21 protein-coding genes and 3 pseudogenes are annotated in these 23,567 nt (G+C 58.0%); 7 read left to right on the top strand and 17 right to left on the bottom strand.

Annotation, left to right across the window (positions count from 1 at the left end; genetic code table 11):
* Window positions 1-295: 295 nt before the first annotated feature.
* The gene (locus tag ACM6I6_RS24295; protein WP_188265168.1) at window positions 296-844 is read left to right on the top strand and encodes an RNA polymerase factor sigma-70; all 549 of its coding nucleotides are present in this window, start codon (window positions 296-298) and stop codon (window positions 842-844) included.
* A 46-nt stretch (window positions 845-890) separates the two neighbouring features.
* On the opposite strand, the gene ACM6I6_RS24290 is transcribed toward ACM6I6_RS24295, so the two are convergent.
* Window positions 891-1,109 (bottom strand): hypothetical protein, encoded by a 219-nt coding sequence (locus ACM6I6_RS24290; RefSeq protein ID WP_274073255.1) that lies wholly within the window; start codon window positions 1,107-1,109, stop codon window positions 891-893.
* Window positions 1,110-1,638: 529 nt separating this feature from the next.
* Here ACM6I6_RS24290 and ACM6I6_RS24285 point away from each other — a divergent pair.
* Window positions 1,639-1,881, top strand: a complete 243-nt coding sequence (locus ACM6I6_RS24285; protein WP_323607106.1) for a CopG family transcriptional regulator — start codon at window positions 1,639-1,641, stop codon at window positions 1,879-1,881.
* A pseudogene (locus tag ACM6I6_RS24280) lies at window positions 1,871-2,140 on the top strand (type II toxin-antitoxin system RelE/ParE family toxin); the annotation flags it as partial. The gene ACM6I6_RS24285 and the pseudogene ACM6I6_RS24280, both read left to right, overlap by 11 nt.
* 119 nt (window positions 2,141-2,259) lie before the next feature.
* Here ACM6I6_RS24280 and ACM6I6_RS24275 read toward each other — a convergent pair.
* Together ACM6I6_RS24275 and ACM6I6_RS24270 are read right to left on the bottom strand one after the other, a co-directional pair.
* Window positions 2,260-2,517: a DUF6429 family protein gene (locus ACM6I6_RS24275; RefSeq protein ID WP_274073288.1), complete on the bottom strand. Its 258-nt coding sequence runs from the start codon at window positions 2,515-2,517 to the stop codon at window positions 2,260-2,262.
* Between the two features lie 72 nt (window positions 2,518-2,589).
* Window positions 2,590-2,751 (bottom strand): annotated as a pseudogene (locus ACM6I6_RS24270) (type II toxin-antitoxin system HicB family antitoxin); the annotation flags it as partial.
* Between the two features lie 831 nt (window positions 2,752-3,582).
* Between ACM6I6_RS24270 and ACM6I6_RS24265 the strand changes: the two are divergent.
* Window positions 3,583-4,020: an acetyltransferase gene (locus ACM6I6_RS24265; protein WP_274073253.1), complete on the top strand. Its 438-nt coding sequence runs from the start codon at window positions 3,583-3,585 to the stop codon at window positions 4,018-4,020.
* Window positions 4,021-4,677: 657 nt separating this feature from the next.
* Here the strand turns inward: ACM6I6_RS24265 and ACM6I6_RS24260 are convergent.
* Entirely contained in the window at window positions 4,678-6,321 is a 1,644-nt protein-coding gene (locus ACM6I6_RS24260) for a fatty acid--CoA ligase (protein ID WP_406591226.1), read from the bottom strand.
* A 369-nt stretch (window positions 6,322-6,690) separates the two neighbouring features.
* Here ACM6I6_RS24260 and ACM6I6_RS24255 point away from each other — a divergent pair, with 369 nt between their 5' ends.
* A complete protein-coding gene (locus tag ACM6I6_RS24255; RefSeq protein WP_274073287.1) occupies window positions 6,691-7,701 on the top strand; it encodes an AraC family transcriptional regulator in 1,011 nt (336 codons plus the stop codon).
* Window positions 7,702-7,777: 76 nt separating this feature from the next.
* Here the strand turns inward: ACM6I6_RS24255 and ACM6I6_RS24250 are convergent, their stop codons facing one another.
* The 6 genes and pseudogenes from ACM6I6_RS24250 to ACM6I6_RS24225 form a co-directional block, all read right to left on the bottom strand.
* Window positions 7,778-9,745: an acetoacetate--CoA ligase gene (locus tag ACM6I6_RS24250; RefSeq protein ID WP_323628119.1), complete on the bottom strand. Its 1,968-nt coding sequence runs from the start codon at window positions 9,743-9,745 to the stop codon at window positions 7,778-7,780.
* A 98-nt stretch (window positions 9,746-9,843) separates the two neighbouring features.
* Complete coding sequence (locus ACM6I6_RS24245; RefSeq protein ID WP_323607103.1) at window positions 9,844-11,163, bottom strand: MFS transporter; 1,320 nt, start codon at window positions 11,161-11,163, stop codon at window positions 9,844-9,846.
* A 125-nt stretch (window positions 11,164-11,288) separates the two neighbouring features.
* Complete coding sequence (locus tag ACM6I6_RS24240; protein WP_274073249.1) at window positions 11,289-12,323, bottom strand: 3-keto-5-aminohexanoate cleavage protein; 1,035 nt, start codon at window positions 12,321-12,323, stop codon at window positions 11,289-11,291.
* Between the two features lie 61 nt (window positions 12,324-12,384).
* A complete protein-coding gene (locus ACM6I6_RS24235) occupies window positions 12,385-13,233 on the bottom strand; it encodes a TauD/TfdA dioxygenase family protein (RefSeq protein WP_274073248.1) in 849 nt (282 codons plus the stop codon).
* A 30-nt stretch (window positions 13,234-13,263) separates the two neighbouring features.
* Complete coding sequence (locus tag ACM6I6_RS24230) at window positions 13,264-14,235, bottom strand: quinone oxidoreductase (RefSeq protein WP_323607102.1); 972 nt, start codon at window positions 14,233-14,235, stop codon at window positions 13,264-13,266.
* Between the two features lie 170 nt (window positions 14,236-14,405).
* Window positions 14,406-14,495 (bottom strand): annotated as a pseudogene (locus tag ACM6I6_RS24225) (DNA adenine methylase); the annotation flags it as partial.
* A gap of 463 nt (window positions 14,496-14,958) precedes the next feature.
* On the opposite strand from ACM6I6_RS24225, the gene ACM6I6_RS24220 reads away from it, so the two are divergent.
* Complete coding sequence (locus ACM6I6_RS24220; protein WP_414920818.1) at window positions 14,959-15,507, top strand: GNAT family N-acetyltransferase; 549 nt, start codon at window positions 14,959-14,961, stop codon at window positions 15,505-15,507.
* A gap of 200 nt (window positions 15,508-15,707) precedes the next feature.
* Here the strand turns inward: ACM6I6_RS24220 and ACM6I6_RS24215 are convergent, their stop codons facing one another.
* Window positions 15,708-15,929 (bottom strand): transposase, encoded by a 222-nt coding sequence (locus ACM6I6_RS24215; RefSeq protein WP_414920817.1) that lies wholly within the window; start codon window positions 15,927-15,929, stop codon window positions 15,708-15,710.
* 216 nt (window positions 15,930-16,145) lie between these two features.
* On the opposite strand from ACM6I6_RS24215, the gene dusA reads away from it, so the two are divergent.
* The gene (dusA, locus tag ACM6I6_RS24210; RefSeq protein WP_414920816.1) at window positions 16,146-17,141 is read left to right on the top strand and encodes a tRNA dihydrouridine(20/20a) synthase DusA; all 996 of its coding nucleotides are present in this window, start codon (window positions 16,146-16,148) and stop codon (window positions 17,139-17,141) included.
* Window positions 17,142-17,154: 13 nt separating this feature from the next.
* Here the strand turns inward: dusA and ACM6I6_RS24205 are convergent, their stop codons facing one another.
* The 6 genes from ACM6I6_RS24205 to ligA form a co-directional block, all read right to left on the bottom strand.
* A complete protein-coding gene (locus tag ACM6I6_RS24205; RefSeq protein ID WP_274073202.1) occupies window positions 17,155-18,468 on the bottom strand; it encodes a sensor histidine kinase in 1,314 nt (437 codons plus the stop codon).
* Window positions 18,465-19,133, bottom strand: coding sequence for a response regulator transcription factor (locus ACM6I6_RS24200; RefSeq protein ID WP_274073201.1), 669 nt, complete (start codon window positions 19,131-19,133; stop codon window positions 18,465-18,467). The genes ACM6I6_RS24205 and ACM6I6_RS24200 overlap by 4 nt, the downstream gene beginning before the upstream one ends.
* A 3-nt stretch (window positions 19,134-19,136) precedes the next feature.
* A complete protein-coding gene (locus tag ACM6I6_RS24195; protein ID WP_414920815.1) occupies window positions 19,137-19,460 on the bottom strand; it encodes a PepSY domain-containing protein in 324 nt (107 codons plus the stop codon).
* Complete coding sequence (locus ACM6I6_RS24190) at window positions 19,460-19,768, bottom strand: PepSY domain-containing protein (RefSeq protein WP_274073199.1); 309 nt, start codon at window positions 19,766-19,768, stop codon at window positions 19,460-19,462. The genes ACM6I6_RS24195 and ACM6I6_RS24190 overlap by 1 nt, the downstream gene beginning before the upstream one ends.
* Before the next feature lie 87 nt (window positions 19,769-19,855).
* On the bottom strand, window positions 19,856-21,019 hold the full coding sequence (locus ACM6I6_RS24185; protein WP_414920814.1) for a putative zinc-binding metallopeptidase: 1,164 nt from the start codon (window positions 21,017-21,019) through the stop codon (window positions 19,856-19,858).
* A 180-nt stretch (window positions 21,020-21,199) separates the two neighbouring features.
* Complete coding sequence (gene ligA, locus ACM6I6_RS24180) at window positions 21,200-23,557, bottom strand: NAD-dependent DNA ligase LigA (protein ID WP_414920813.1); 2,358 nt, start codon at window positions 23,555-23,557, stop codon at window positions 21,200-21,202.
* Between the last annotated feature and the right edge of the window lie 10 nt (window positions 23,558-23,567).

Raw genomic sequence — 23,567 nt, 5'->3', positions numbered from 1 at the left:
CGGTCTTCGCCGACCGCGCAAGGCATTGGCAATGCTGTGGTGTCCGGGGCTGCAGCCCGAAGCCATTCACCAATGAGAACGGATGACCTTGGCAAATAATTAGTCGACTGCCCTGCTAGCCAACCAGACCAAGGCGCGACAGCGTGTCGCAGTTCTCACTCTGCACCTTTGAGGAGCATTAGTTCTCTTTCTCAATTGACAATCATTATCATTCAACATAATTTGTCGCTCGATGTGTAGGGCGGCCCCGGCCTTCTTGTCGTCCCACTAACCTATTGGCAGCAAGGTGATCTCCATGACGGAACAAGCGTCCACAAGCAGGTGCGATTCGCCGCTACTTCAGGCATTCGTCGACAATCGACTGATACTGGTCAAGATTGCAGCCCGCATCACCGGCTGCCGCTCGCGCGCTGAAGATGTGGTGCAGGACGCGTTCTTCCGCCTGCAATCGGCGCCGAACATCACCTCCTCGTTCAAGGCGCAGCTCAGCTACCTGTTCCAGATCGTGCGCAACCTGGCCATCGACCACTACCGCAAGCAGGCCCTGGAGCAGAAATACTCCGGCCCTGAAGAAGAAGGCCTAAACGTGGTCATCCAGGGCGCCTCACCAGAAACCTCGCACATCAACTTCTCCACCCTGGAAAACATCGCCGACGCCCTGACCGAACTGCCAAGCCGCACGCGTTATGCCTTCGAGATGTACCGCTTGCATGGCGTGCCGCAGAAGGACATCGCCAAGGAGTTGGGCGTGTCACCGACGCTGGTGAACTTCATGATTCGCGATGCGCTGGTGCATTGCCGGAAGGTGTCGGGGAGTCGGGCGGATACGTTTGCCCAGCGTTGAGGCTTGATCGTCAGATCAAGAAGGCCGTTCTGAAATTCGCGACGAATCAGTCGCCCTGCAGCAAACCTGAGCTGTATTCACTGAAACTGCTGCCAAGCGCACTGCCCTGGAAATTCAGTTTGCCGGGGTTGTTGCTGTGACTTGGGGTAAAGCCAGCAGACGGCTGGCAGTCTTCGGAATAACAGCTGTGGGTACTCGTCCCCGAACAGGCGCTCAACAGCAAAGCGCTGGCGATTAGCGCGACTTTGATTTGGGTTGAGATCATTTTCGGATTCCTGTGGGGAGGCGCGGTGATTTGAGCCGACGCCTTCATTCTAGGCCGCTGACCCGTCGCCTATAATGAAACCTGGATGAGTGACAGGGTTCGTTCAGGATCGGTGGTTTGCGCACAACTCTCCCGGCGTCGGTCCAACCGCTACCCTTCCCCCAAACTTATGTATTAAAGACAGCTGTTTGCCGGGAGCTTACATTCGCTCACCGGCAAGGACGCATTCCAAACAGACACTCACGCCGAAGGCACTGAGTAAAATGCGTTACATAGCCATCCTCCTCATAGTCATCATCTTCGCCATCCTTGCCTTGGCGTTGTATGGTTGGTATCGCCACCTGAAAGACGACGAAGATGACCTTGTTTAGCCAGCGCTCCTTTAAGCCTCTATCATCTCCAGCAACCGGCTAAATCTGTGCAGAAAAGAAAATGATTTATGTCGAGACACACCTCGCGACAGCCTGTTGATTCAAGCGGGCGCTTGACGGTGTAAGATGCCCGACAAACGTCCATCATCGAGGCTGCCATGACTGGGATATCCCTGGACCTGCCGGAAGACTTGTCGAATTCTCTCGTCGAACTGGCCAAGACAAACGGCCAAACTGCAAGCTACCTGGCGATGGATGTTCTGCGCGACTACATCGAGCACGAAAGGACCTTGACCGCACAGATCGAATTGGCGGTAAAGGAAGCTGACCAAGGCAATTTCGCCAGCGAAGACCAAGTGGCGGCGATGCGCGCTCGGCGCTGGAGTCGGAATGCGGGTTGAGTGGCTGGAAAAAACACTCAAAAACCTGGAAGACGAAGCCAACTATATTGCTCTTGAAAATCCCAAGGCCGCTGACGACTTTTCCGATGCAATTTTCGCCAGTGTAGATAAATTGGCTCAGTTTCCGGCCATGGGCCGTGAAGGGCGAGTCAAACAGACGCGCGAATGGGCAGTACCAAACTGGTCCTATCTAATTCCTTATCGCGTGCGCGGCGATCGCCTTCAAATCCTCGGTGTCTTTCACACTCGACAACGCCCCGCACCAAGTGGTGAAGGTAGAGGACTGCGCCTTCCCAACACCTCCTGTTCATCCGTATGCAATCCAAAAAACCACCTGGCCGATGGTGGCGTTACCGCTGACTTGTTCTCATGTGGCACTCAGGAACGCGAGTCGGATGCAGGCTCCCCTGGAGCTACCCCAAACAATCGATCGGCTATCTGCCGACCTCGCTCCAGCCCTTCCTGCGTCAACCAGATCGATTTGTTCTTGTTCACCGGATTACTGATGAAACCGTGCTCATGCAATCGGTTCATGATCTCGAAGTCGAACCCTTTCCAGGCATTGCCGTCGTCCGAACTGAAGGTTGCCAACAGGGCAAGCACGGCGTCTTCAATCAGTTTTTCGTCGTATTCCATGATCGTTGCTCCGCTCGTATTCATTGGGCTCTGCGCCAGGCACAAGCTCAGGTTACCCGAGTAGGGTTTCTACGGTGCGCGTCCGAGTTTGGTGCAGGTCGCCAGGTAATCGGTGACGGCCTCTTCAAATGCCACTCGGAGCTCACTGACCGACTCGCCATGAAAACCCACGACATCCTTGATATCCACGATGTGCCCAACAAACAGGCCGTCTTCGTCACTGTAGTCACCCATTATAGTCACAATGGATTTGCATGCTCTCTGTTTGGTTGTGGTGGATACTGAAGTCGCACTGCTCAAGTGCTCCTTTGACGAGTTTAATAACAGTAAGGTGCTCCTCCGTTCTACTATGTTGAAGACTCAACGATGTAAAGACTCCCAGGGGCAAAAATCGCAGTCTTTTTCCATCCAGAACAATTGACACATCTACATGAGAGCCATCCACGTCATGCCCATTGGAGCCAAATATATCATCCACCTCGCTCTTTCGCCTGGGGTAGCATGTGCAAAATAGCTTGATACCTAGCCATCTTGATATGTGCCTGAACATACCAAGCCTGCTACTTTTATTTTCATATCCACGAACGAGCAGTAGCTTAATGGATGATGGGAGTTTTGACTGGACTTCAAGCAACTTAAGAAATACATTTTCTTCAATTAATACTTTAGAGGATGGCCAGCGAGGTGCAACCTTTAAACCTTTGGCTTCCCCTTTAAGTAGTATCAGCATGCTGTTCGAGCTCTTACTGGTTATTTGTTTGACTTCGTAAGAGTTTATCATGCGTAAGCGTGTTTAGCATTGTGCTCACAATTCGATGCTCAGGGAAAACATCTCAGGTGAGACGGGTGTTTTGATTGAGCGCGCACTTGACGCTTCTCAAGCGCCCGTTTTCTTGACGCATCGAAAAACACAAAGTATTTTTCACCTCCCCTCCTTTTCGGCTACCTCTGCCGTGCACCGCCCAGGCGTTAACTCGCGAAGCGGTCATACAGATGCCGACACTTACGCGGCCGCTATTTACTGGCGTGCCTCTATTTCGATATCAAGTGTATAAGGTTGATTTCATGATCATTCGTCAGGCCAATGCTGCCGACTACCCGCAACTGCTCGACATTTGGCTGCGATCCGTTAGCGCTACTCACCACTTCCTTCAAGAGTCCGACATAGACGCTCTGCTTCCGCAGCTTCGCGACATCTATCTACCCGTTGTTGACGTATGGATTGCGTTAGGCGTGAAACACTGTCCGCTTGGCTTTATTGGACTCAATCAAAACCACGTAGAAATGCTCTTCATTGATCCTGATCTTCGCGGCCAAGGTATAGGCCGTGCGCTACTGAATCACGCCCGCAGTTCGCGCTATACGATGAGCGTTGACGTAAACGAGCAAAATCCCCAGGCGGTAGGCTTCTATCTCCATTACGGGTTCGTTCAAACAGGTCGCTCTCCTTTGGACGGTGAAGGCAGACCGTTTCCACTACTACACATGAACTTATCCAGCTAAGAGCACGATGAAAAGTCGGCCCTACGCTTGCGCAGTGCCGACCCATGAGTAGCGAAACCTGTGCATAAAAGGGTGAAGCCGGTGTAAACCTATTGAAGGACTAGACATATACAGGTTCGGAGAGGAAAAAGGGGACGAAAAAATAAATCTGTTCCATTTCTGCCAAAACACCATTGGAGTAAGAATGGGCTTCTACACCAATGGTGCTTTACAACTACTACGCTGACGAATAGGGCAAGCCCCCCTCGCCACAATGAACGTAGCTACTCAGGTAGCTCGAGTCGACGCCACACCTGCCCTCTCCCGCCGTTTCTCCGTCGCCCCGATAATGGATTGGATGTAGGTATCCGCTGTGTCCCCGGCCCGCCGGTCCGATCGGCTTTACTCATTCAGCTTTGTAGCAGTTTTTAAGCAAGCTTTCACACAGGCCTGTCAGGGATACTATCGGTTCTTAGTTTGTAGTCTCAGGTAGTCGAGTGCGGGCGGCTGTAAGTCCCCCTATTTCAACATCCGACTGCTACGCTGAATGCTTACCTCCCCGCTGCTCGACCCAATTCGTGAGCTACATGCGCCAGAGACTCGCATGCCGACCACCTCACGTACTCCCAGGAGGGCAATGTATGCGCTTTTGAGATGGTCTGTGTCCCTATGATGTGTTCAGTTGGTCTCAGATTCCCGAATCAGTTTCTTGTTGATCTTTCCAACACTGGTTTTAGGAATCTCCGTGACGAACTTGAACCGTCTCGGAATCGCCCATTTGTTGATACGGCCAGACGCCACAAACGGTTGTAGATGGGCTTCGAGCAATGCCTGGTCGAGGTGTTTGCCTGGTACGCAGACTACCAGGGCTATCGGGCGCTCGCCCCATTGCTCATCGGCGATGCCGACTACAGCGACAGCGCTGACCGATGAGTGTTCGCTGATCAGGCTCTCCAGTTCAAGCGAACTGACCCATTCCCCTCCCGTCTTGATCACATCCTTGATTCGATCCTTGATTTCCACCACCCCCCGGGAATCGATCGAAGCCATGTCACCGGTGTGCAGCCATCCGTTGTGCCACAGTTCTGCACTCTGTTCCTCATCCTTGAAATAACCTTGGGTCAACCATGGCGTTCGCACCACGACTTCACCCAGCGACTCACCATCATGAGGAACGTCATTGCCGCCCGCATCGATGATTTTCAAATCGACCATCGGTAATGGCATCCCCGTCTTGATTCGACTGGGGAGCTGAGCTTGTGCAGGTAATTCAAGATCCTGCGCATGCAGGTAGGTGGTGCAGAGCAATGGACAGGTCTCGGACATCCCATATGCAGCATGCACACGTATGCCACGGCTGGTCGCTCGCTGCGCGATACCCATGGTCAGGGAGCTTCCGCCCAAGAGCATTTTCCAGCCATACAGGTTAGTCCGGGTGGCCTCTTCGCATCCCAGGATCATTTGCAGGATTGTGGGCACGCAATGGGAAAAAGTGACCTTCTCTTCGCGAAAGAGACTGACCAGGCGATTGGGCTCGTATCGACCGGGATATACCTGCTTGACCCCCATCAATGTGGCGACATAAGGCACGCCCCAGGCATGCACATGAAACATGGGAGTGATTGGCATGTAGACGTCATCGGAACGTAATAACGGTTGGCCTTGATAGGCACCTAACGTCCCGACTGCATTCAAGGTGTGCAGCACCAATTGGCGGTGCGAGAAATACACACCTTTAGGATTACCCGTAGTACCGGTTGTGTAGAAAAGGGTCGCCACCGAGTTTTCATCAAAATCCGGGAAGTCGTAGTTTGCACTGGCCTTGCCCAGCAAAGACTCATACTCCCCCAGCACGGGCAAATCCGTAACGGCTGCAACGTCGTCAGAGAGTTGGATGTAACCTTTGACGGTCGATAGCCCGTCGTGAATCTGCTCGATCAGGGGGATAAAATCGTCATGGACCAGCACCAGATCATCTTCAGCATGATTCATGGTGTAGCGCACCTGGTCTGCGGACAGTCGGATGTTCACGGTGTGCAGAACTGCGCCGATCATCGGGACCGCAAAAAAACACTCCAGATAGCGATGGCTGTCCCAGTCGAGCAGCGCTACGGTATCCCCAGCCTTGACGCCCGCCGCCGTCAGGGCATTGGCCAGGCGCTGGATTCGCTCATGAAGCATGCGGTAGCTGTACCGCAGTTTGTCCGCATAGACGATTTCCTGATCTGGTTCGTACCGTACCCCCGACAGCAGCAAGCGCTTGATCAGTAGCGGGTAGGCATAAGCGTCTGGCGCTGGCTTGATTATTTTTGTAGTCAGCATGGTGTTTTTTCTCACTCCCGTATTTCAGGTGTTGTCCCACTGTTCTCCCGCCGCTAAACAGCAAGTACAGGGACCCTATCCACTTCGAACCGTGGTGTGGCAAGGTAAGTTTTACCGGACCTCCATGCTGTACATTTGGTGCCAGCCACTGCCCATTTCACGACAAATTCCGAAAAGTACAACGCCCGAAACCCCAACATTTAAGGTCTGCAAAATTACTTTGGAGGATGCAGGCAGGACGGTTTTCATTTCTCGCTCAAACCTCTATAAAGGGCCTGATTTTGAAATATTCACTTGCCACTTCAGACGATTTTTTCACTTCTGCACTGGGCAGGATGGGGCAATAAACACAACAACGAGGTCAACATCATGGCCCTAATGGCACGTACAGCTGCCCTGACGAATTACCTGGAATTGTGCACGCAACTGGCTCTCAATCCTCTGCCACTGCTCAATGAGTTCGCACTCAGCAAGGCGATGTTGAAGAATCCGGAATTGCGCATCCCCATGACAGTTGTGGCAAAGTTGCTTGAAGCGTCGGCAAAGGCCAGTGGTTGCGAAACGTTTGGCCTGCGCATGGCTGAGTCACGACAGCTTTCGAGTTTCGGCGCAATCAGCTTGTTGCTCACCCACCAGCCAACCCTGCGCGATGCCTTGACCACCATCGGACAATACCGGCACCTGCTCAACGAATCCCTGGCAATGGATATCTCGGAGACAGACAAGATAGTGATCATCCGTGAGGAAATCACAATCGACCCGGCCACGCCAAAGCGGCAAAGTATCGAACTGGCAATCGGGGTGCTGCATCGACTTTGCAGTGCGTTGCTCGGCAAGAGTTGGCGCCCACAGAGCGTAAGCTTCACTCACAACGCCCCGGCAGACCTGAACGTCCACCGTCGGGTATTTGGCTGTAACGTTGAATTCAACTGCCAGTTCAATGGCATTGTCTGCCTTGTCGCTGATTTGAATACGGCGAATCCTACCGCTGACCCGGTAATGGCGAACTATGCACGAGAGTTTTTCGAAGCATTGCCTGGGGCCAGCAAGGGCTCGACCCTGAATGAAGTACGCCAGGCCATTTACCTGCTGCTACCCATGGATCGGGCCTCGATCAGTCTGGTCGCCCAATCCCTCGACGTAAATGTGCGCACCTTGCAACGCAGACTGGAAGACAGCGGCGTCAGTTTCTCCGAACTGCATGATCAAGTACGACGCGAACTTTTGAACCGTTACATGGCGAACCCACGTTACTCCTTCAGCCAGGTCGCAGGTCTGCTTGGCTACTCGACCCCAAGTTCATTCACCCGCTGGTTCACCGCTCAGTACGGCATGACACCGACAGCCTGGCGGCGCCAAAACCTCGACTACCAGGAATAGAACAAGTATCAAGCTCGGGAAGTTTTTGCACCCAGGGGGCACCATTGCAGTGCCCCCATGCGCCTCTCCCCGGCCCTTAGACAGTCAGCTCACTGCGATCACGGAAGTATTCCAACGCCTCGGGATTGGCGAGTGCCTCGACGTTCTTCACCGACTCACCATGAACGACATTACGAACAGCCAGCTCAACGATCTTGCCGCTCTTGGTCCGGGGTATATCCACGACTTGCAGGACCTTCGCAGGAACGTGACGTGGTGTGGTGTTGTTGCGCACCTGCTGTTTAACCCGCGCCACCAGATCATCGTCGAGCTGTTGGCCATCACGCAGCTTCACGAACAGAACGACGCGGGTGTCGCCCGCCCATTCCTGCCCGATCACCAACGATTCGACAATTTCCGGCAGTAGCTCAACCTGGCGGTAAATCTCCGCAGTGCCGATGCGTACGCCTCCGGGATTCAGGGTGGCGTCGGAGCGCCCATAGATAGCGAAACCGCCACGACCATTGATCTCGGCAAAGTCGCCATGGCACCAGATGTTGCTGAAACGGGCGAAATAGGCCGCGTGATAGCGCGAGCCATCAGTGTCATTCCAGAAACCTACCGGCATGCATGGGAACGGCCGGGTGCACACCAGCTCACCTTTGACTTCGCGTACGGATTCACCTTGCTCATCGAAAACCGCCACCGCCATGCCCAGACCCGCACGCTGGATTTCACCGCGATACACAGCCTGGATAGGTACGCCGACCACGAAGCCCGACAGGATGTCGGTCCCGCCGGCGACCGAGGCCAGGTGCAAGTCGCTCTTGATCTCGCGGTAGACGTAATCGAACCCCTCTGGAGCCAGTGGGCTGCCGGTCGACAGAAAAGCCCGCAACGCCGTCAACGAATGGCTGTGCCGTGGCGAAAGCTCCTGCTTGAGCAACGCATCGATAAACTTCGCCGAAGTGCCGAAATGGGTCATGCCTTCGTCGTCGGCGTAATCGAAAAGAATACTGCCAGGACGTCCGTCACGGCCTGCGATAAACGGTGATCCGTCGTAGAGCAGCACCGTTGCCCCGGACGCCAGGCCGGACACCAGCCAATTCCACATCATCCAGCTGCAAGTGCTGAAGTAGAACAGGCGATCATCGGCATGCACATCGGTGTGCAACTGGTGTTCCTTGAGGTGTTGCAGCAATGAGCCGCCATGACCATGAACGATGCACTTGGGGACACCGGTCGTCCCGGAGGAAAACAGGATGAACAACGGATGGTCGAAAGGCACCTCGACAAACGCGATCTCGACAGCGGCATAGGGCTCGATAAAGTCAGCGAAACGAACTCCGCCGACAATATTGGCAACATCCGGCACGTCCTCGACATACGGCACGACTACGGTACGCAGGAGGCTCGGCAGTCGAGCCGCTACTTCAGCATTTTTCGCCAGGCAATCGACGCGTTTGCCGTTGTACCAATAGCCGTCTACGCACAACAGCAGCTTGGGCTCGATTTGCCCGAAACGGTCGAGCACTCCCTGCACACCGAAGTCGGGTGAGGCCGAGGACCAGACTGCGCCGAGCGAGGCGGTGGCCAGCATGGCAACCAGGGTTTCGGGCATGTTTGGCATGACGGCTGCAACGCGATCGCCCTTGCCGATGCCCAATGCTTCCAGGCCCTGGCGAAAGCGAGAAACCTGGTTATAGAGTTCAGCTCGGGACAAGCGCCGGCGGACCTTGTCTTCACCCCAGAAGACCAAGGCATCTGCGTCGTCGCGGCGCGCCAGCATCGACTGCGCGTAGTTCAATTGCGCATTCGGGAACCAGCGTGCACCGGGCATCTGGCCACTGTTTTCCAGCACCACATCACCCAGTTTGCCGACGCCGCCACAAAATTCCCAGACAAGCGGCCAAAACTGCTCAATCTCTTCGACCGACCAACGCCACAATGCGTCGTAGTCAGTGAAATCATGCCCGGTACGCGACTGCGCAAATTGCATGAAAGCCATCAGGCGCGTGTTGGAGATGCGCTCGGCGCTGGGCTGGAAAATGGGTTTCTCGTTCATATCAGTCTCTCTTGGTACAGGCAGACGGCCAGAGCGAAGCGGCCGAAATAAAAGGTGCTCAGGTCAAGCCCGGATGCAGCAACATCAACGGATGAATCTCATGGCGCCGCTCCCACCACCGGGGCGGAGCCAGGCGCCCGCAACTTTCCGATATCGCGGTGGTAGTGACGCTTGCCGTACCAGAACACCAGGGCAGACGCGACGGCCATCAGCGGGATGATCTGGAAGGCGTGGTCCAGGCTGACCGCGTCGGCCAGCATGCCGGTGACCAGTGGGCCAGGCGCCAGACCCAAAATATTGTTGGCCAACGCCAGCACCGCGAATGCCGTGGCGTGCACCGAAGGATGGGTCAGATTAGCCACCATGGCACCGGCCGGCCCGCAAGTGCCACTGGCAACCAGCATCCCCATGCTGATCAAGGTGAGTTGCAAGGCACCGGGCGGCAAATGGAAAGCCACTCCCAGTAACAATCCGCTGATCAGGCAATAAGCGATGGCCAAGGTGATTTTGCGGTCTGGTGCATTGCGGCACAGGCGATCACTCAACATGCCACACAGGATCATGCCGCCACCGCCGATCAGGACGATCAACGCCGAAAGCATGCCGGCCTTGTCGGTGTTCATGTGGTAGTAGCGATTCAAATAGCTCGGAAACCAGGCGAGTACCGAGCCAACGACAAACAGCTGGAGGCCATTGCCAATGTAGGCGCAGATCACCGAGCGACTGGCAAACAGTGTGGCCAGTGGCCGTTTAACGGGGGCTCCTGCGGCCCGGCCCTGCGAACTGCATGGGCGTTGCGCGGTAATGCGTCGCTCACGCACGACAATCAGGTAAATCACCGCCAGGCACATCCCGAACAGTGCCATGCTGGTGAACGCGACACGCCACCCCAGGTGCGCAGCGATGACGCCGCCCAACGCCATGCCCAGCACCGAACCGAACATGCTGCCGGCCATGAACGCGCCCGACAGGGAGGCGCGCATGTGTTTGGGGAAAACGGATAACACCACGGCAATACCGACACTGCCATAGGCGGCCTCACCGGCACCTACCAGAAAGCGCGCGACAAACATCTGATTGAAGTTTTCCGCAATGGCGCACCCCAGTGTCGCCAGGCTCCAGAACATGGCCATCAGCACCAGGCTCTTGACGCGTCCCCAACGGTCCGCGAGCAACGACAATGGAATGGTCAGCACACCGACCATGACCGAGACGATACTGCTGAGCATCCCCAACTGTGCGTCACTCAGCGCCCATTCGGCCTTCAGTAGCGGGAAAACCGCGTTGAGCACCTGGCGTGACATGTAATCGGAAATCAGCAGGCCAAAGGTCAGTGCGAACACAACCCAGGCAAACGTACGGGGAACGCTGACGGCGACGTCCGCGCCGTCACCGACGGTGGCGTGATGGAAAGCCATGGCAGATCCTTGATTCGATGTGTCTTGTTGTTATTAGGTTAGACGGCAGGGAACGTTAAGCGTCCCCTGCCCTGGCCAGTCTGGCTGGCCATCGATAGCACAGGTCTTGGGTGAGGGTAGATCCGTTACTGATGCGGCTTGCGATTCGGTGTGAATCCGTTCGCGGCCAGGGTTTCATCCGCGTCCTTGTAGAACGTGCCGATCTTGTAGATTTCGCGCGCCTCCTTGCCATTGGCAACCGGTCGTGCACATTCATTGGCGATGCGCACCAGTTGCTGGATCTGCTCCACGCTGCTCATCTTGCGCGAACGATCAGGCGTCCAGATCGTGTCTTCGATACCACAGCGCACATGCAGGCCCATCGCAATGGCCATCATGTTAAGCGGCAGCACGTTGTTCATCTGGCCCTCGAATGTCAGCACTGCACCGTCCGGCACTGCGCGCATGAAATTGGTCATGTTGTACGGCGTCATCGCGTCAGCGCCGCCACCGATGGGAATCCAGGTCAGAATCAAAGGCACGTTGCAAACGCCGCGGCGCATCATGCGTTCGACGGTTTCCAGTGAGTTGATGTTGCCCATCTGGAACTGCACCTGGATGCCATTCGCGCTCAGGCGCTTGACGTGCTCTTCCACCCACCCGGGGCCGGCCGGAATGGTCATTTCGCGGTAGGCGAGCTGCTTCACCGGATCAGCGAACGAAGTTCCGGCGAGATCGACCTCGGACAGCGCCTCGATGATGTTGAACTGGTTCGAGTTGATAGCCAGGGTCACCTGATCCGGCTTCGGTGTCAGCTCGGCCAGCATGTGGCGTGTGTCGTCAGACAGCCATTTCGCGACCTCGCCTTCCGATTCGGGCGCAAATGAAATCGAGCCACCCACCTGAATGATCATATCCGGTACAGCTTCACGTACTCCGGCGATCAGTTCGTTGAACTTGGACAAGCGTTTTGAGCCTTTGCCGTCGAGTTCGCGCACATGCAGGTGCAGCACAGTGGCACCGGCTTCATAGCAGTCGACAGCCTTCTGAACTTGCTCATCCATGGTGACCGGAATGTCTTCCGGGAAGTCACTGACCTCGAACTGAGGGCCATAGGGAGCCACAGTGATGACCAGTTTTTCCTGGTTTTCGGGGTACAGCGAACCGTCAATGAAATTCATGGGTATCTCCGAGGACGTATTGTTGGGTGACGCGTTTTTGTCAGTCGACAGGAAGAAATATCTAATAGGGCTTGGTGCCTATGATTCCGGCTCGGTCCATCTTTCGATGGCACGCCGGATAATCCATTACTGCATAGTGTTGCGTAGCGCTGTTGTCCCAGATGGCGACACTGTTGGGCTCCCAGCGCCAACGCACCTGGTACTCCGGGATGTATGCCTGACTTAGCAGATAACGCAGCAATTCCCCGGCACCGGGGTTCGCGTCCTGCCCGTAGCGGACATGCTCACTGGTGTGAAAATTGGTGAAGTGCGTGGTAAAGACATTCACGTACAACACCTTCTCGCCAGTTTGCGGATGCGTTCGCACGACTGGATGCTCTGCGTCCGGAAATCGGGCTTTGAGTGCCAGACGCTTATCCATCGGCATCGATGCGCCAAAGGTGGCCTCGATACTGTGGCGAGCCCTCAAGTTGGCAATCTTGTCCTTGATATGGGCAGGCAGGTTTTCATAAGCCAGCGCCATGTTTGCCCACATCGTGTCTCCGCCAACTGGAGGGCATTCAACGCACCGCAACACTGCTCCGAAGGGTGGTGCTTCCCGCCAGGTGGCATCGGAGTGCCAAGCATTTTCGTATCGGTCGGGTGATTGATCCGGTGTCTTGTAGATACGGACCAGGCCTGGATAATCCGGATCACTGCCCGCGACCGGGTGATCCTCGAGATCACCAAAGCGCCGCGCAAACGCTACGTGTTCTGCGCTGCTGATGTCCTGATTCCTCAGGAACAGGACACGATACTTGAGCATTGCCCCGCGGATCTCGGCGAACAAATCGTCATCGTGAATGGCATCCGCCAGCTTCACGCCCACCAGTTCGGCGCCCAGCGCACAGGTTTGTTGTTTTATGTGCATTACGCAAAGTCTCCTGATTCTTCCTTGACGTCACGGAACCAGCACAGTCGCCCCGATCGTCTTTCGCGACTCCAGCATGCGATGCGCGTCGGCGGCCTCGGCGAGCGCGAAGATCTGTTTCGGCTCGCTCGAAATTTTCCCGGCAAGCACCAGGTCGAACAGCTCCTTGGCCATGGAGAGCATGTGCGAGCGAGGCTTGATGTAATGCACCATCGCCGGACGCGTGAACCAAATTGATCCCTTCAGGGCAAGCGTCAGCGCATCGACATTGACGGGGCCGGAACTCGTGCCGTTGCTGACGAGGGTGCCACGCACTTGCAGGCTGTCCAGCGAAGCCTGCAGGGTGTCCTTGCCAACAGAGTCATAGACGACGGGTACACCTTGGCCATCCGTCAGTTCGCGCACACGCTCTGCGATGTTCTCGCGAGAGGTGACGATCGTATGCGTGCAACCGTTGGCCTTGGCGATTTCCGCCTTTTCGTCACTGCTGACGGTGCCGATCATCGTGACCCCAAGCGCACGCGCCCATTGGCAAGCGATCAGGCCGACGCCACCGGCAGCCGCGTGGTAGAGAATCGTCTCGCCACCCTTCAACGGATAAACCTGACGGAAAAGATATTGCGCCGTCAGGCCCTTCATGATGAGCGTCGACGCTGTGCGATCCGATATCCCGTCTGGCAACGGAATCAGCACCTCGGCGGGAATCAAACGCACGTCGGAATAGGCACCTTGCGGCCCCATCAGATAACCGACCCGGTCTCCGACCTTGATATCGGTCACACCCGGCCCTACCGCTTCGACGACACCGACAGCGTCCGAACCGAGGCCGCCCGGCAGTTGAGAAGGGTAATAGCCAGTGCGGTGGTAGATGTCGATGAAATTGACCGCGATGTAGCTATGTCGAACGCGAGCCTGTCCCGGCCCCGGTTCACCGACCTCGACGTCTTCATAACAAAGCACTTCGGGTCCACCGGTTTCGTAAAAGCGAACAGCTTTGGCCATCTCGTTTCTCCAGTCTGAATTTTCTTGTCGGCGCTAGGGCCCTTTGGACTGGAATATACGAATGTTCGAACGTGGGTTATGTACATCTCGCGACGGAGACTATCCAGTTCATGACACACCGTTTCGCAAATCAGTGGAAATGTTGAATTGCCGAGAGTGACTTGGGGGCAGTATCGGAGATGGGCGGCGCGCTGAATGTCGGTGAGGGTTTCGGGGCGGGTCATCCTCTGCCACTCGAACACCTGGCGCGAGCTGAGCGCTCATTTGAATTGGCTCTTGATAAGAATCACTGAGTGTTTTTTAAACACGCGCTCTAGGTTCTGTACGAAAAGTATGGTCATCCATCGTTGTGGGAGCGGGCTTGCCCCGCGATCTGCCGCAACGCGGCAGCAAAGCCTGAATGCGCGGCTTCTTTGACACTATTTGATATCGGTTACAGGAGCGCTTCGCACTCCATCGCGGGACAAGTCGGATCGCCGCACCGCCGCTCCCACAAAACTTTTCGTACAGAGCCTAGTACTCATAAGTAACTCATAACGAGAACACCTTGCTATTAGCCGTTCCAGGTCTTACACCCAAGTCATTCTTGTCTCCGTTCTGGTCATTCATTCCATGCCTGGGAGCTCCCATAAGCCGCCGCTCGATAAATTGAGAACGGGGACTTGTAAAGGGCACGATGATATTGTGGCAGCGGGAACAAGCCTGTTCGCTATGAGGGAAAGAATGATTGAAACAGACCGGTTGAAGCTCAGGGATTGGCGAGAGGCGGATAAGCCCCTGCTTTGCGTAATCCATGCTGACCCTGAGGTAATGCAGTTCCTCGGGGGCACGAAGACTGCGTCTGAGACCTGCGATGTAGTTGACCAACTGACGCGGCTTTCTGAAGGCGGCGAGCCAACTTTCTGGGCTGCCGAACGTATCGATGATGGCTCGTTGGTCGGCGCAGTTGGCCTCCATTGGCTCGGAGATGATTTTCCATTCGGTCCGGCCTTAGAGGTGGGGTGGCGACTTGGTCGCGACTATTGGGGCAAGGGTTATGCGACCGAAGCAGCTCGCGCGGCTCTCGATTATGCATTTAGCACCTTGGATGTGCCCCGCGTTTACGCTTTTACTGCATTGGCGAACAAGCGTTCTGAAATTGTAATGCAGCGGCTGGGGATGACGAGAGTTGTGGGCGGCGAATTCCTTCATCCCGATTATCCTCCGACCGACGCGAGCGCGATGCACATGCTATATGTTGCCGAAAAGACGTTATGGATGTCGAATAGCTAGGCTCTGTACGAAAAGAGATGTCGCAAACACCGCATGGAACAAGCCAGTGAGACCATGGCGGCGTAGCTTTTCGCGAGTTTGTCGAAGCGCGTTACGATCCGGCGGTTCTTTCAGCCAGCCAAACATGCGCTCGATGATGTTGCGCTGACGGTACTTGGGCCGATCGAAGAGTCTGGGTAAACCGGGCTTAGGCTTGCGCTTCATCGAGCGCAGAGGGATGACGGGTTGCATTCGATATTTGTCGCAGTAGCGGCGTAGCGCTCCGGCATATCTCGCCACGCTGCACCCGAGCAGAGCACCCAGAGCACGCCGTCGAGCATCAGGCGGTCGCTCAGTCGCGGCCTTCCTCGGCCATGGGTTTCGATGAAGAGATCGGAGACTACTCCCCAGGCCTCGTCCGAGAGTTCGTAACGCTTTGCCATCACAGAATTCCTTTCCGTCGATGGCGGGGGACTCTACAAAATTTCAGCGTCCTAGGGGCGTCGATTGGGTTTCTCGGGATTTCGTACAGAGCCTAGGACCGTTGAAAACGCAGCTAATTACGGCGTTTCCGATGGCTGTAGAAGGCGCAAGACTCACCAAACCCCCAATCCTGATAAACTCCCCCACCTCCCAGCCTCACCGATTCCAGATCCCCCATGTCCGTATCCAACGCCACACCCGCCCCGCTCTCCCGTCGTTTCTCCGTCGCTCCGATGATGGATTGGACCGACCGTCACTGCCGTTTCTTCCTGCGCCTGCTTTCCAAACACGCGCTGCTCTACACCGAAATGGTCACCACCGGTGCCTTGCTCAACGGTGATCACGAGCGGTTCCTGCGGCACAACGAGGCCGAGCATCCGTTGGCGTTGCAGTTGGGTGGCAGTGTGCCGTTGGACTTGGCGGCTTGTGCGCGGATGGCGCAGGAGCATGGGTACGATGAGGTGAATCTGAATGTGGGCTGCCCCAGTGACAGGGTGCAGAACAATATGATCGGCGCGTGCCTGATGGGGCATCCGCAGTTGGTGGCCGATTGTGTGAAGGCGATGCGTGATGCGGTGTCGATTCCGGTGACGGTGAAGCATCGGATCGGGATCAATGGGCGTGACAGCTATGAAGAGCTGTGCGATTTCGTTGGCACGGTGCGTGATGCAGGTTGCAACAGTTTTACCGTGCATGCGCGGATTGCGATTCTGGAGGGGTTGTCGCCGAAGGAGAATCGCGATATTCCGCCGCTGCGTTATGACGTGGCTGCGCGGTTGAAGGCGGATTTTCCGGAGCTGGAGATTATTCTCAACGGCGGGATCAAGAGCCTGGAAGCCTGTCACGAGCATTTGCAGACGTTCGACGGGGTGATGCTCGGGCGTGAGGCTTATCACAATCCCTATGTGATGGCCGAGGTGGATCAGCAGTTGTTTGGCAGCAGCGCGCCGGTGATCTCTCGCGCCGAGGCGTTGGCGCAGTTGCGACCTTATATCGCTGCGCACCTGGAAGCCGGTGGCGCGATGCACCATATCACTCGCCATGTGCTGGGGCTGGGTACCGGGTTTCCGGGCGCGCGCAAGTTTCGTCAGTTGTTGTCGGTGGATATCCACAAGGCGAAAGATCCGCTGGCCTTGCTGGATCAGGCGGCCGGGTTGCTCGAGGGGCGTTGATCGCCCCGTTGTTTCAGCGTTTGGGTAAGTCGATGGTCACTTTCAAGCCGCCCCACTCGCTTTCTTGTAGCAGTAGCTGCCCGCCCCAGCTGTCGACGATGTCGCGCACGATGCCCAGGCCCAGGCCATGGCCGTCGGTCTGTTCATCCAGGCGGGTGCCGCGGCTGATTACCTGATCGCGCTGGTCCTGGGGAATTCCCGGGCCGTCGTCTTCCACGCTCAGCTCGTAGGCTTGTGCGGTTTCGATCACGCTCAGGCGAACTTCGGCGTCCGCCCATTTGCAGGCGTTGTCCAGCAGGTTGCCGAGCAGTTCCAGCAGGTCTTCGCGGTCCCAGGGCAGCTGCAGGCCGCTGGGCGCGACATAGCTGAGGTGCAGGTGTTCGCCGTGGATCATGTTCAGGGTGGCGAGCAATCCCGGCAGTTCGGCGTCGCAATCGAACAAGGCCCCGGGCAATGCGTCGCCGGCCAGGCGGGCGCGGTTGAGTTCGCGATTGAGTCGCAGGCGGACCTGTTCCAGCTGGTCCTTGAGGACCTGGCGCAGTTGCGGGTGGGCGTCGAGTTGTTCGCTGGAGGCCAGGCTCAACAACACCGCCAATGGGGTTTTCAGGGCATGGCCGAGGTTGCCCAGGGCATTGCGCGAACGCTTGAGACTGTCTTCGGTGTGGGCCAGCAAGTGGTTGATCTGGGTCACCAGTGGTTCCAGCTCGATCGGCACCTGATCGTCGAGTTGCGAGCGCTGGCCCTGTTGCAGTTGCGCGATCTGTTCCCGGGCCTTTTCCAGCGGGCGCAAGGCGCGGCGCACGGTGAGCCGTTGCAGCAGCAGGATTAGCAGCAGGCCCGCCAGCCCCAGGCCGAGGCCGATCTGTTGCATGCGCTGGAAGCTCTCGCGCACCGGGGTGTAGTCCTGGGCCACGCTGATGGAAATCGACTGGCCGAGGCGCCGATAGTCCGAACGCAGCACCAGCAGTTGCTGGCCTTCCGGGCCCAGTTGCAGGTTGCTCTCCAGGCCCGGCCGTTCGAGGCGTGGCAGTTCCTGGTCCCAGAGTGAACGGGAGCGCCAGTGGCTGTCAGCAAAATCGATGCGGAAATAGTGGCCGGAAAACGGCCGCTGGTAAGCCGGCGACAGCAGACGCTCATCCAGTTGCAAACCCTGGGGGCCGCGCACCAGCGCCACCAGCAGGTTTTCGCTGTCGTTGCGCAAGCCGGCTTCGAGGTAGCGCTGCAATCCCACTTCGAACAGCCACAGGCTGGTTTGTGCCAACACCAGGCCGACGATCACCATCACGCTGATCAGGCCCAGGCTCAAACGGCGCTGGATCGACCTCACCGGGCTTGCCCACCCAGCAGGTAACCCTGGCCGCGACGGGTTTCGATCACGTCGCGCCCGAGTTTGCGCCGCAGGTGGTTGACGTGGACTTCCAGCACGTTGGAATCGCGCTCGGTTTCACCGTCGTAGAGGTGTTCGGCCAGGTGGCTTTTGGAGAGGATCTGTTCCGGGTGCAGCATGAAGTAACGCAACAGGCGAAACTCGGCGGCCGTGAGCTGGATGTCGGCGCCATCGCGGGTGACGCACTGGCGCCCCTCATCCAGTTGCAGGCCGGCGGCCTTCAGGGTCGGTTGATTGACCTGGCCATGGGAGCGGCGCAACAGGGCCTGGATGCGCAGGTGCAGTTCTTCGGGGTGGAAAGGTTTGGTCAGGTAGTCGTCGGCGCCGGCCTTGAGGCCTTCGATGCGCTCTGCCCAGGAACCGCGGGCGGTGAGGATCAGCACCGGCGTCGCCAGGCCGGCGGCGCGCCACTGGGTCAACACGTCTAGCCCGGGCAGCCCCGGCAGGCCGAGGTCGAGGATGATCAGGTCATAGGGTTCGGTGCTGCCCTGGTGCACCGCGTCGCGGCCGTCGGCCAGCCAGTCCACGGCATAACCTTGGCGATTGAGGCCGGCCACCAGTTCGTCGGCCAGCGGCACGTGGTCTTCCACCAGGAGCAATCGCATCGGTCAATCTTCCTTGTCTTTGAGTAAATGGCCGGTGGTGGCGTCGATGTCCAGTTCGCGGACCACACCCTCGGTGGTCAGCAATTCGACTTCATAAATGTAGACGTCGTGCTTCTCTTCGAGCTCGGCTTCCAGCAGCTTGGCCCCCGGATAACGATCCAGCGCTTTTTGCAGAAGCTGCTCGAGCGGCAGGATCACGCCCTGTTGGCGCAGGCGCAGGGCCTCGTCCTGGTCGAGGTCGCGGGCCATGACCACCGAGCAGAAAACCAGCAGCGCCAGGGCCATGCGGGCGCTGGCGCGTCGAGGGGAAAAGGAATGCAGCGTCATTACGTGTCCTGATGATCCTTGAGAATCTGCCCGCTGACCGCGTCCAGCTCCAGGTCCCACTCGATGCCCTGCGGGTCGCGCAGTTCAACCTGGTAGATGTACTTGCCGTACTCTTCTTCCAGTTCGGTTTCGGTGACGGTGGAGCCGGGATGCTTGGCCAGCGCCGTGGCATTGAGCTTCTCGAAAGACACAATGGTACCAGCGTCGCGCAGCCTCAGGGCTTCGTCGGGGCCGAGGTCGCGCGCCTGGGCGAGGTTGGCGGTCAGGCCGATGAGGGATGCGGCGAACAGGGCAGTAAAGGATTTCATGGGTGTCTCCGTATTTTTTATGTGTTGCCTACGGGGGCCACCTTAGCGAAACCAACTTAATTGAAACTGAATTGCCATCATGCGCGACTATTGTGCCAGCACCTCGTCGGCCCTGCCGCCTTCGCGCTGGATCACCAAGTGGATGAAGTGCAGCTTGGCGATCACCGCGGGCGGCAGCACGAAGGGGTAGAAATCCGGCTGGCCCATGCTGCGCGACAGCTCGTTGAGCATGCCGGCCAGTTCGATCCAGGCGTTGACGAACGACAGGAAGGCGGCGCCGCCGGGGTGCTGCGGATCGTAGAGGGTGCTGGAGGGAAACGGCTGGTAGTCGAAGTCCATTTCCCGCGCGCTCATGCCAAAGCCGAGCGCGGTGTCGACGGCGTCCATCATGTGCAGATAGTGAGCCCAGGTTTCGGCCCAGTCTTCCCAAGGGTGCATGGTGGCGTAGGCGCTGACGTACTGCTGCTGCCAGTCGAGCGGCGCGCCTTGCTGGTAATGCCGTTCCAGGGCATCGGCGTAGCTGGCGCGTTCATCGCCGAACAGGTCGCGAAAGGGTTCCAGCCAGTCGCTGTTGGCAATCAAACGGTCCCAATAATAATGCCCGACCTCGTGACGGAAATGCCCGAGCAAGGTGCGATAGGGTTCGTGCATCTGCACCCGCACCTGTTCGCGGTGGGCGTCGTCGGCTTCCTTGATGTCGAGGGTGATCAGGCCGTTGGCGTGGCCGGTGGTGGGTGCCTTGCCTTCGAGGTCGACGCCGATGACGTCGAAGGCCAGGCCGGTTTCTTCGTCCTGGGTTTTCGGGATGACTTGCAACCCGAGGCTGAGCAACTGCGCGATCAGGCGGCGCTTGGCGGTTTCCACCTTGCGCCAGCGCTCGTGGTTTTCGGCGATGGATAAATCGGGGATGGTACGGTTCAGGCTGCAGGCGATGCATAGGGCATCGTGGTCGTTGGCTGGTAGCAGCCAATTGCAGGCGGCTGGGGAATCGAGGTTGGCGCAGCGACGGAACATGCCGGCTGCGGGATCGGCGTCGAGTAGCCAGGTGTCGGGCTGCTCGCCCGGTTGTAGCGAGGACAGGCGACTTTGCTCGGGTTGGTAACCCAGGGCTGCGGAACAGGCCAGGCACTGGCTGTTGCGAAAGAACAGCGACTGGCCGCAACGACAGGGCCAGATCTTGCTGTTGCGCGAGCTTTCGCCCATGAAGGGGGCGGCGATGCGCGAGCTGAGCTGTTCGAAGAAGCGGTACATGAGCGATCTCTCCCTGGGGCTTGCCAAGACTAGATCATTGCTGGGGGGTGATCGTTCCCCCGCTTTGCGGGGGGTGAATCAAAAGATCGCAGCCTGCGGCAGCTCCTACAGGGGGACGGCGGCGTTTGCGCGATCCTTGTAGGAGCTGCCGCAGGCTGCGATCTTTTGATCTTGAGGGCGTCAGACCGTGATGTTGTGCCCTTTCAGGAACTCGACGAATGCTTCTTCATCCAGCACCTTTAACCCGAGCTCATTGGCCTTGGTCAGTTTAGACCCCGCACCAGGCCCTGCGACCACGCAGTGGGTCTTGGCCGATACGGAGCCGGCCACTTTGGCGCCGAGGCTTTCGAGTTTGTCCTTGGCCACATCGCGGCTCATCAGTTCCAGCGAACCGGTGAGCACCCAGGTCTGTCCGGCCAGTGGCAGGCCTTCGACGACTTTCTTCTCGCTCTGCCAGTGCATGCCGAAATCGGCCAGTTGTTTCTCGGCGTCCTCAGCCAGTTGGCGATTGGCCTCGACGGCGAAAAACTCACGTACCGAGGTGGCCTGCTTTTCGGGCAATGCCTGACGCATGTCCAGCCAGTCGGCGCTGATCACCGCTTGCAGCGAACCGAACTTGTCAGCCAGTTTCTGCGCCCCGCCCGGCCCTACCGAAGGGATGTGCAGCTTGTCGAGGAAACCGCCCAGGGTGGTGCTGGCGGCGAACTCGGCGCCCAGCTCGCCCTGGTCCTGAATCTGCAAGCCGTGCTTGAGCAGTTCGTCGATCACCTGCTGGTTGTGCGCGTCTTCGAAGAAGCTGTGAATTTCGTGGGCCACTTCCAGGCCGACGTCCGGCAGGTAGGTCAGCACTTGCGGCAAGGCCTTCTGCACCCGCTCCAGCGAACCCAGGGAACGCGCCAGCACCTTGGCCGTCTCTTCGCCGACATCGGGAATTCCCAGGGCGTAGATGAAGCGGGCCAGGCTCGGTTTCTTGCTGTCGGCGATGGCGCTGAGCAGCTTGTTGCTCGACAGTTCGGCAAAGCCTTCCAGATCGACGATGTCTTCGAACTTCAGGGCGTACAGGTCGGCCGGTGAACTCACCAGGCCTTCGTCGACCAGTTGTTCGACGCTTTTGTCGCCCAGGCCTTCGATGTCCATGGCCCGGCGGGAGACGAAGTGAATGATCGCCTGCTTGAGCTGCGCACCGCAGGCCAGGCGCCCGACGCAGCGATACACCGCGCCTTCGCTGACGGTCTCGCGGCCCTTGCTGCGCTTGACCAGTTGCGTACGCTCGACGTGGGAGCCGCACACCGGGCATTGCTCTGGAATCTGTACTGGCCGGGCGTTTTCCGGGCGGCGCTCGGTGACCACTTGCACCACTTGCGGAATCACGTCGCCGGCGCGGCGGATGATCACCGTGTCGCCGATCATCAGGCCCAGGCGCGCCACTTCGTCCATGTTGTGCAGCGTCGCGTTGGCCACGGTGACACCGGCGACCTTGACCGGCTTCAAGCGCGCCACCGGCGTCACCGCACCGGTGCGACCGACCTGGAACTCGACGTCGAGCAACTCGGTGAGTTCTTCCATGGCCGGGAATTTATGGGCGATGGCCCAGCGCGGTTCGCGGGCGCGGAAGCCCAGTTCACGTTGGGAGGCGATGCTGTTGACCTTGAACACCACGCCGTCGATTTCATAGGGCAGCGCGTTGCGGCGTTCGCCGATGTCGCGGTAGTAGTCCAGGCATTCGTCGATGCCGTTCGCCAGTTTCAGCTCGTGGCTGATGGGCATGCCCCAAACCTTGAGCTGCTGCAGATTGCCGATGTGGGTATCGGCGATGTCCGCGGACACCTGGCCAATGCCGTAGCAGCAGAATTCCAGCGGACGGTTGGCGGTGATCTTCGAGTCCAGCTGGCGCAAGCTGCCGGCCGCGGCGTTGCGCGGGTTGGCGAAGGTCTTGCCACCGACTTCCAGTTGCGTGGCGTTGAGCCGTTCGAAACCGGCCTTGGACATGAACACTTCGCCGCGCACTTCCAGGGTCGCCGGCCAGCCGGTGCCGTGCAGCTTGAGCGGGATGTTGCGCACGGTGCGCACGTTGACGCTGATGTCTTCACCGGTGGTGCCGTCGCCGCGCGTTGCTCCGCGTACGAGCATGCCGTCCTGATAGAGCAGACTGACCGCCAGGCCATCGAGCTTGGGTTCGCAGCTGTATTCAACCGCCGCGCCAGCGCCGAACAGATCACCGGCCGGCAGGTCCAGGCCTTCGGTCACCCGACGGTCGAACTCGCGCATGTCGGTTTCTTCGAAGGCGTTGCCCAGGCTGAGCATCGGCACTTCGTGGCGCACCTGGGTGAACGCCGACAGCGCGGCGCTGCCGACCCGCTGGGTGGGCGAGTCGCTGGTGACCAGGTCGGGATTGGCCGCTTCGAGGGCCTTGAGCTCGTTGAACAACCGGTCGTACTCGGCGTCCGGGATGCTCGGCTCGTCCAGCACGTGGTAGCGATAGTTGTGCAGGTCCAGCTCGGCGCGTAGCTCTAGAATGCGGTCTTGGGCGGCAGTCATGGGTGTTCTC

The organism is Pseudomonas sp. IT-P218 (assembly GCF_949767605.1).
Lineage (GTDB): Bacteria > Pseudomonadota > Gammaproteobacteria > Pseudomonadales > Pseudomonadaceae > Aquipseudomonas > Aquipseudomonas putida_AE.
Note: the sequence above shows the minus strand (reverse complement) of the source record. Positions and strands in the feature narration are given on the sequence as shown.

Excerpts from the sequence above, each read along its gene's own strand:
- ACM6I6_RS24295 (WP_188265168.1), top strand. The coding sequence starts at position 296 with ATGACGGAACAAGCGTCCACAAGCAGGTGCGATTCGCCGCTACTTCAG.
- ACM6I6_RS24290 (WP_274073255.1), bottom strand. The coding sequence starts at position 1,109 with ATGATCTCAACCCAAATCAAAGTCGCGCTAATCGCCAGCGCTTTGCTG.
- ACM6I6_RS24285 (WP_323607106.1), top strand. The coding sequence starts at position 1,639 with ATGACTGGGATATCCCTGGACCTGCCGGAAGACTTGTCGAATTCTCTC.
- ACM6I6_RS24275 (WP_274073288.1), bottom strand. The coding sequence starts at position 2,517 with ATGGAATACGACGAAAAACTGATTGAAGACGCCGTGCTTGCCCTGTTG.
- ACM6I6_RS24265 (WP_274073253.1), top strand. The coding sequence starts at position 3,583 with ATGATCATTCGTCAGGCCAATGCTGCCGACTACCCGCAACTGCTCGAC.
- ACM6I6_RS24260 (WP_406591226.1), bottom strand. The coding sequence starts at position 6,321 with ATGCTGACTACAAAAATAATCAAGCCAGCGCCAGACGCTTATGCCTAC.
- ACM6I6_RS24255 (WP_274073287.1), top strand. The coding sequence starts at position 6,691 with ATGGCCCTAATGGCACGTACAGCTGCCCTGACGAATTACCTGGAATTG.
- ACM6I6_RS24250 (WP_323628119.1), bottom strand. The coding sequence starts at position 9,745 with ATGAACGAGAAACCCATTTTCCAGCCCAGCGCCGAGCGCATCTCCAAC.
- ACM6I6_RS24245 (WP_323607103.1), bottom strand. The coding sequence starts at position 11,163 with ATGGCTTTCCATCACGCCACCGTCGGTGACGGCGCGGACGTCGCCGTC.
- ACM6I6_RS24240 (WP_274073249.1), bottom strand. The coding sequence starts at position 12,323 with ATGAATTTCATTGACGGTTCGCTGTACCCCGAAAACCAGGAAAAACTG.
- ACM6I6_RS24235 (WP_274073248.1), bottom strand. The coding sequence starts at position 13,233 with ATGCACATAAAACAACAAACCTGTGCGCTGGGCGCCGAACTGGTGGGC.
- ACM6I6_RS24230 (WP_323607102.1), bottom strand. The coding sequence starts at position 14,235 with ATGGCCAAAGCTGTTCGCTTTTACGAAACCGGTGGACCCGAAGTGCTT.
- ACM6I6_RS24220 (WP_414920818.1), top strand. The coding sequence starts at position 14,959 with ATGATTGAAACAGACCGGTTGAAGCTCAGGGATTGGCGAGAGGCGGAT.
- ACM6I6_RS24215 (WP_414920817.1), bottom strand. The coding sequence starts at position 15,929 with ATGGCAAAGCGTTACGAACTCTCGGACGAGGCCTGGGGAGTAGTCTCC.
- dusA (WP_414920816.1), top strand. The coding sequence starts at position 16,146 with ATGTCCGTATCCAACGCCACACCCGCCCCGCTCTCCCGTCGTTTCTCC.
- ACM6I6_RS24200 (WP_274073201.1), bottom strand. The coding sequence starts at position 19,133 with ATGCGATTGCTCCTGGTGGAAGACCACGTGCCGCTGGCCGACGAACTG.
- ACM6I6_RS24195 (WP_414920815.1), bottom strand. The coding sequence starts at position 19,460 with ATGACGCTGCATTCCTTTTCCCCTCGACGCGCCAGCGCCCGCATGGCC.
- ACM6I6_RS24190 (WP_274073199.1), bottom strand. The coding sequence starts at position 19,768 with ATGAAATCCTTTACTGCCCTGTTCGCCGCATCCCTCATCGGCCTGACC.
- ACM6I6_RS24185 (WP_414920814.1), bottom strand. The coding sequence starts at position 21,019 with ATGTACCGCTTCTTCGAACAGCTCAGCTCGCGCATCGCCGCCCCCTTC.
- ligA (WP_414920813.1), bottom strand. The coding sequence starts at position 23,557 with ATGACTGCCGCCCAAGACCGCATTCTAGAGCTACGCGCCGAGCTGGAC.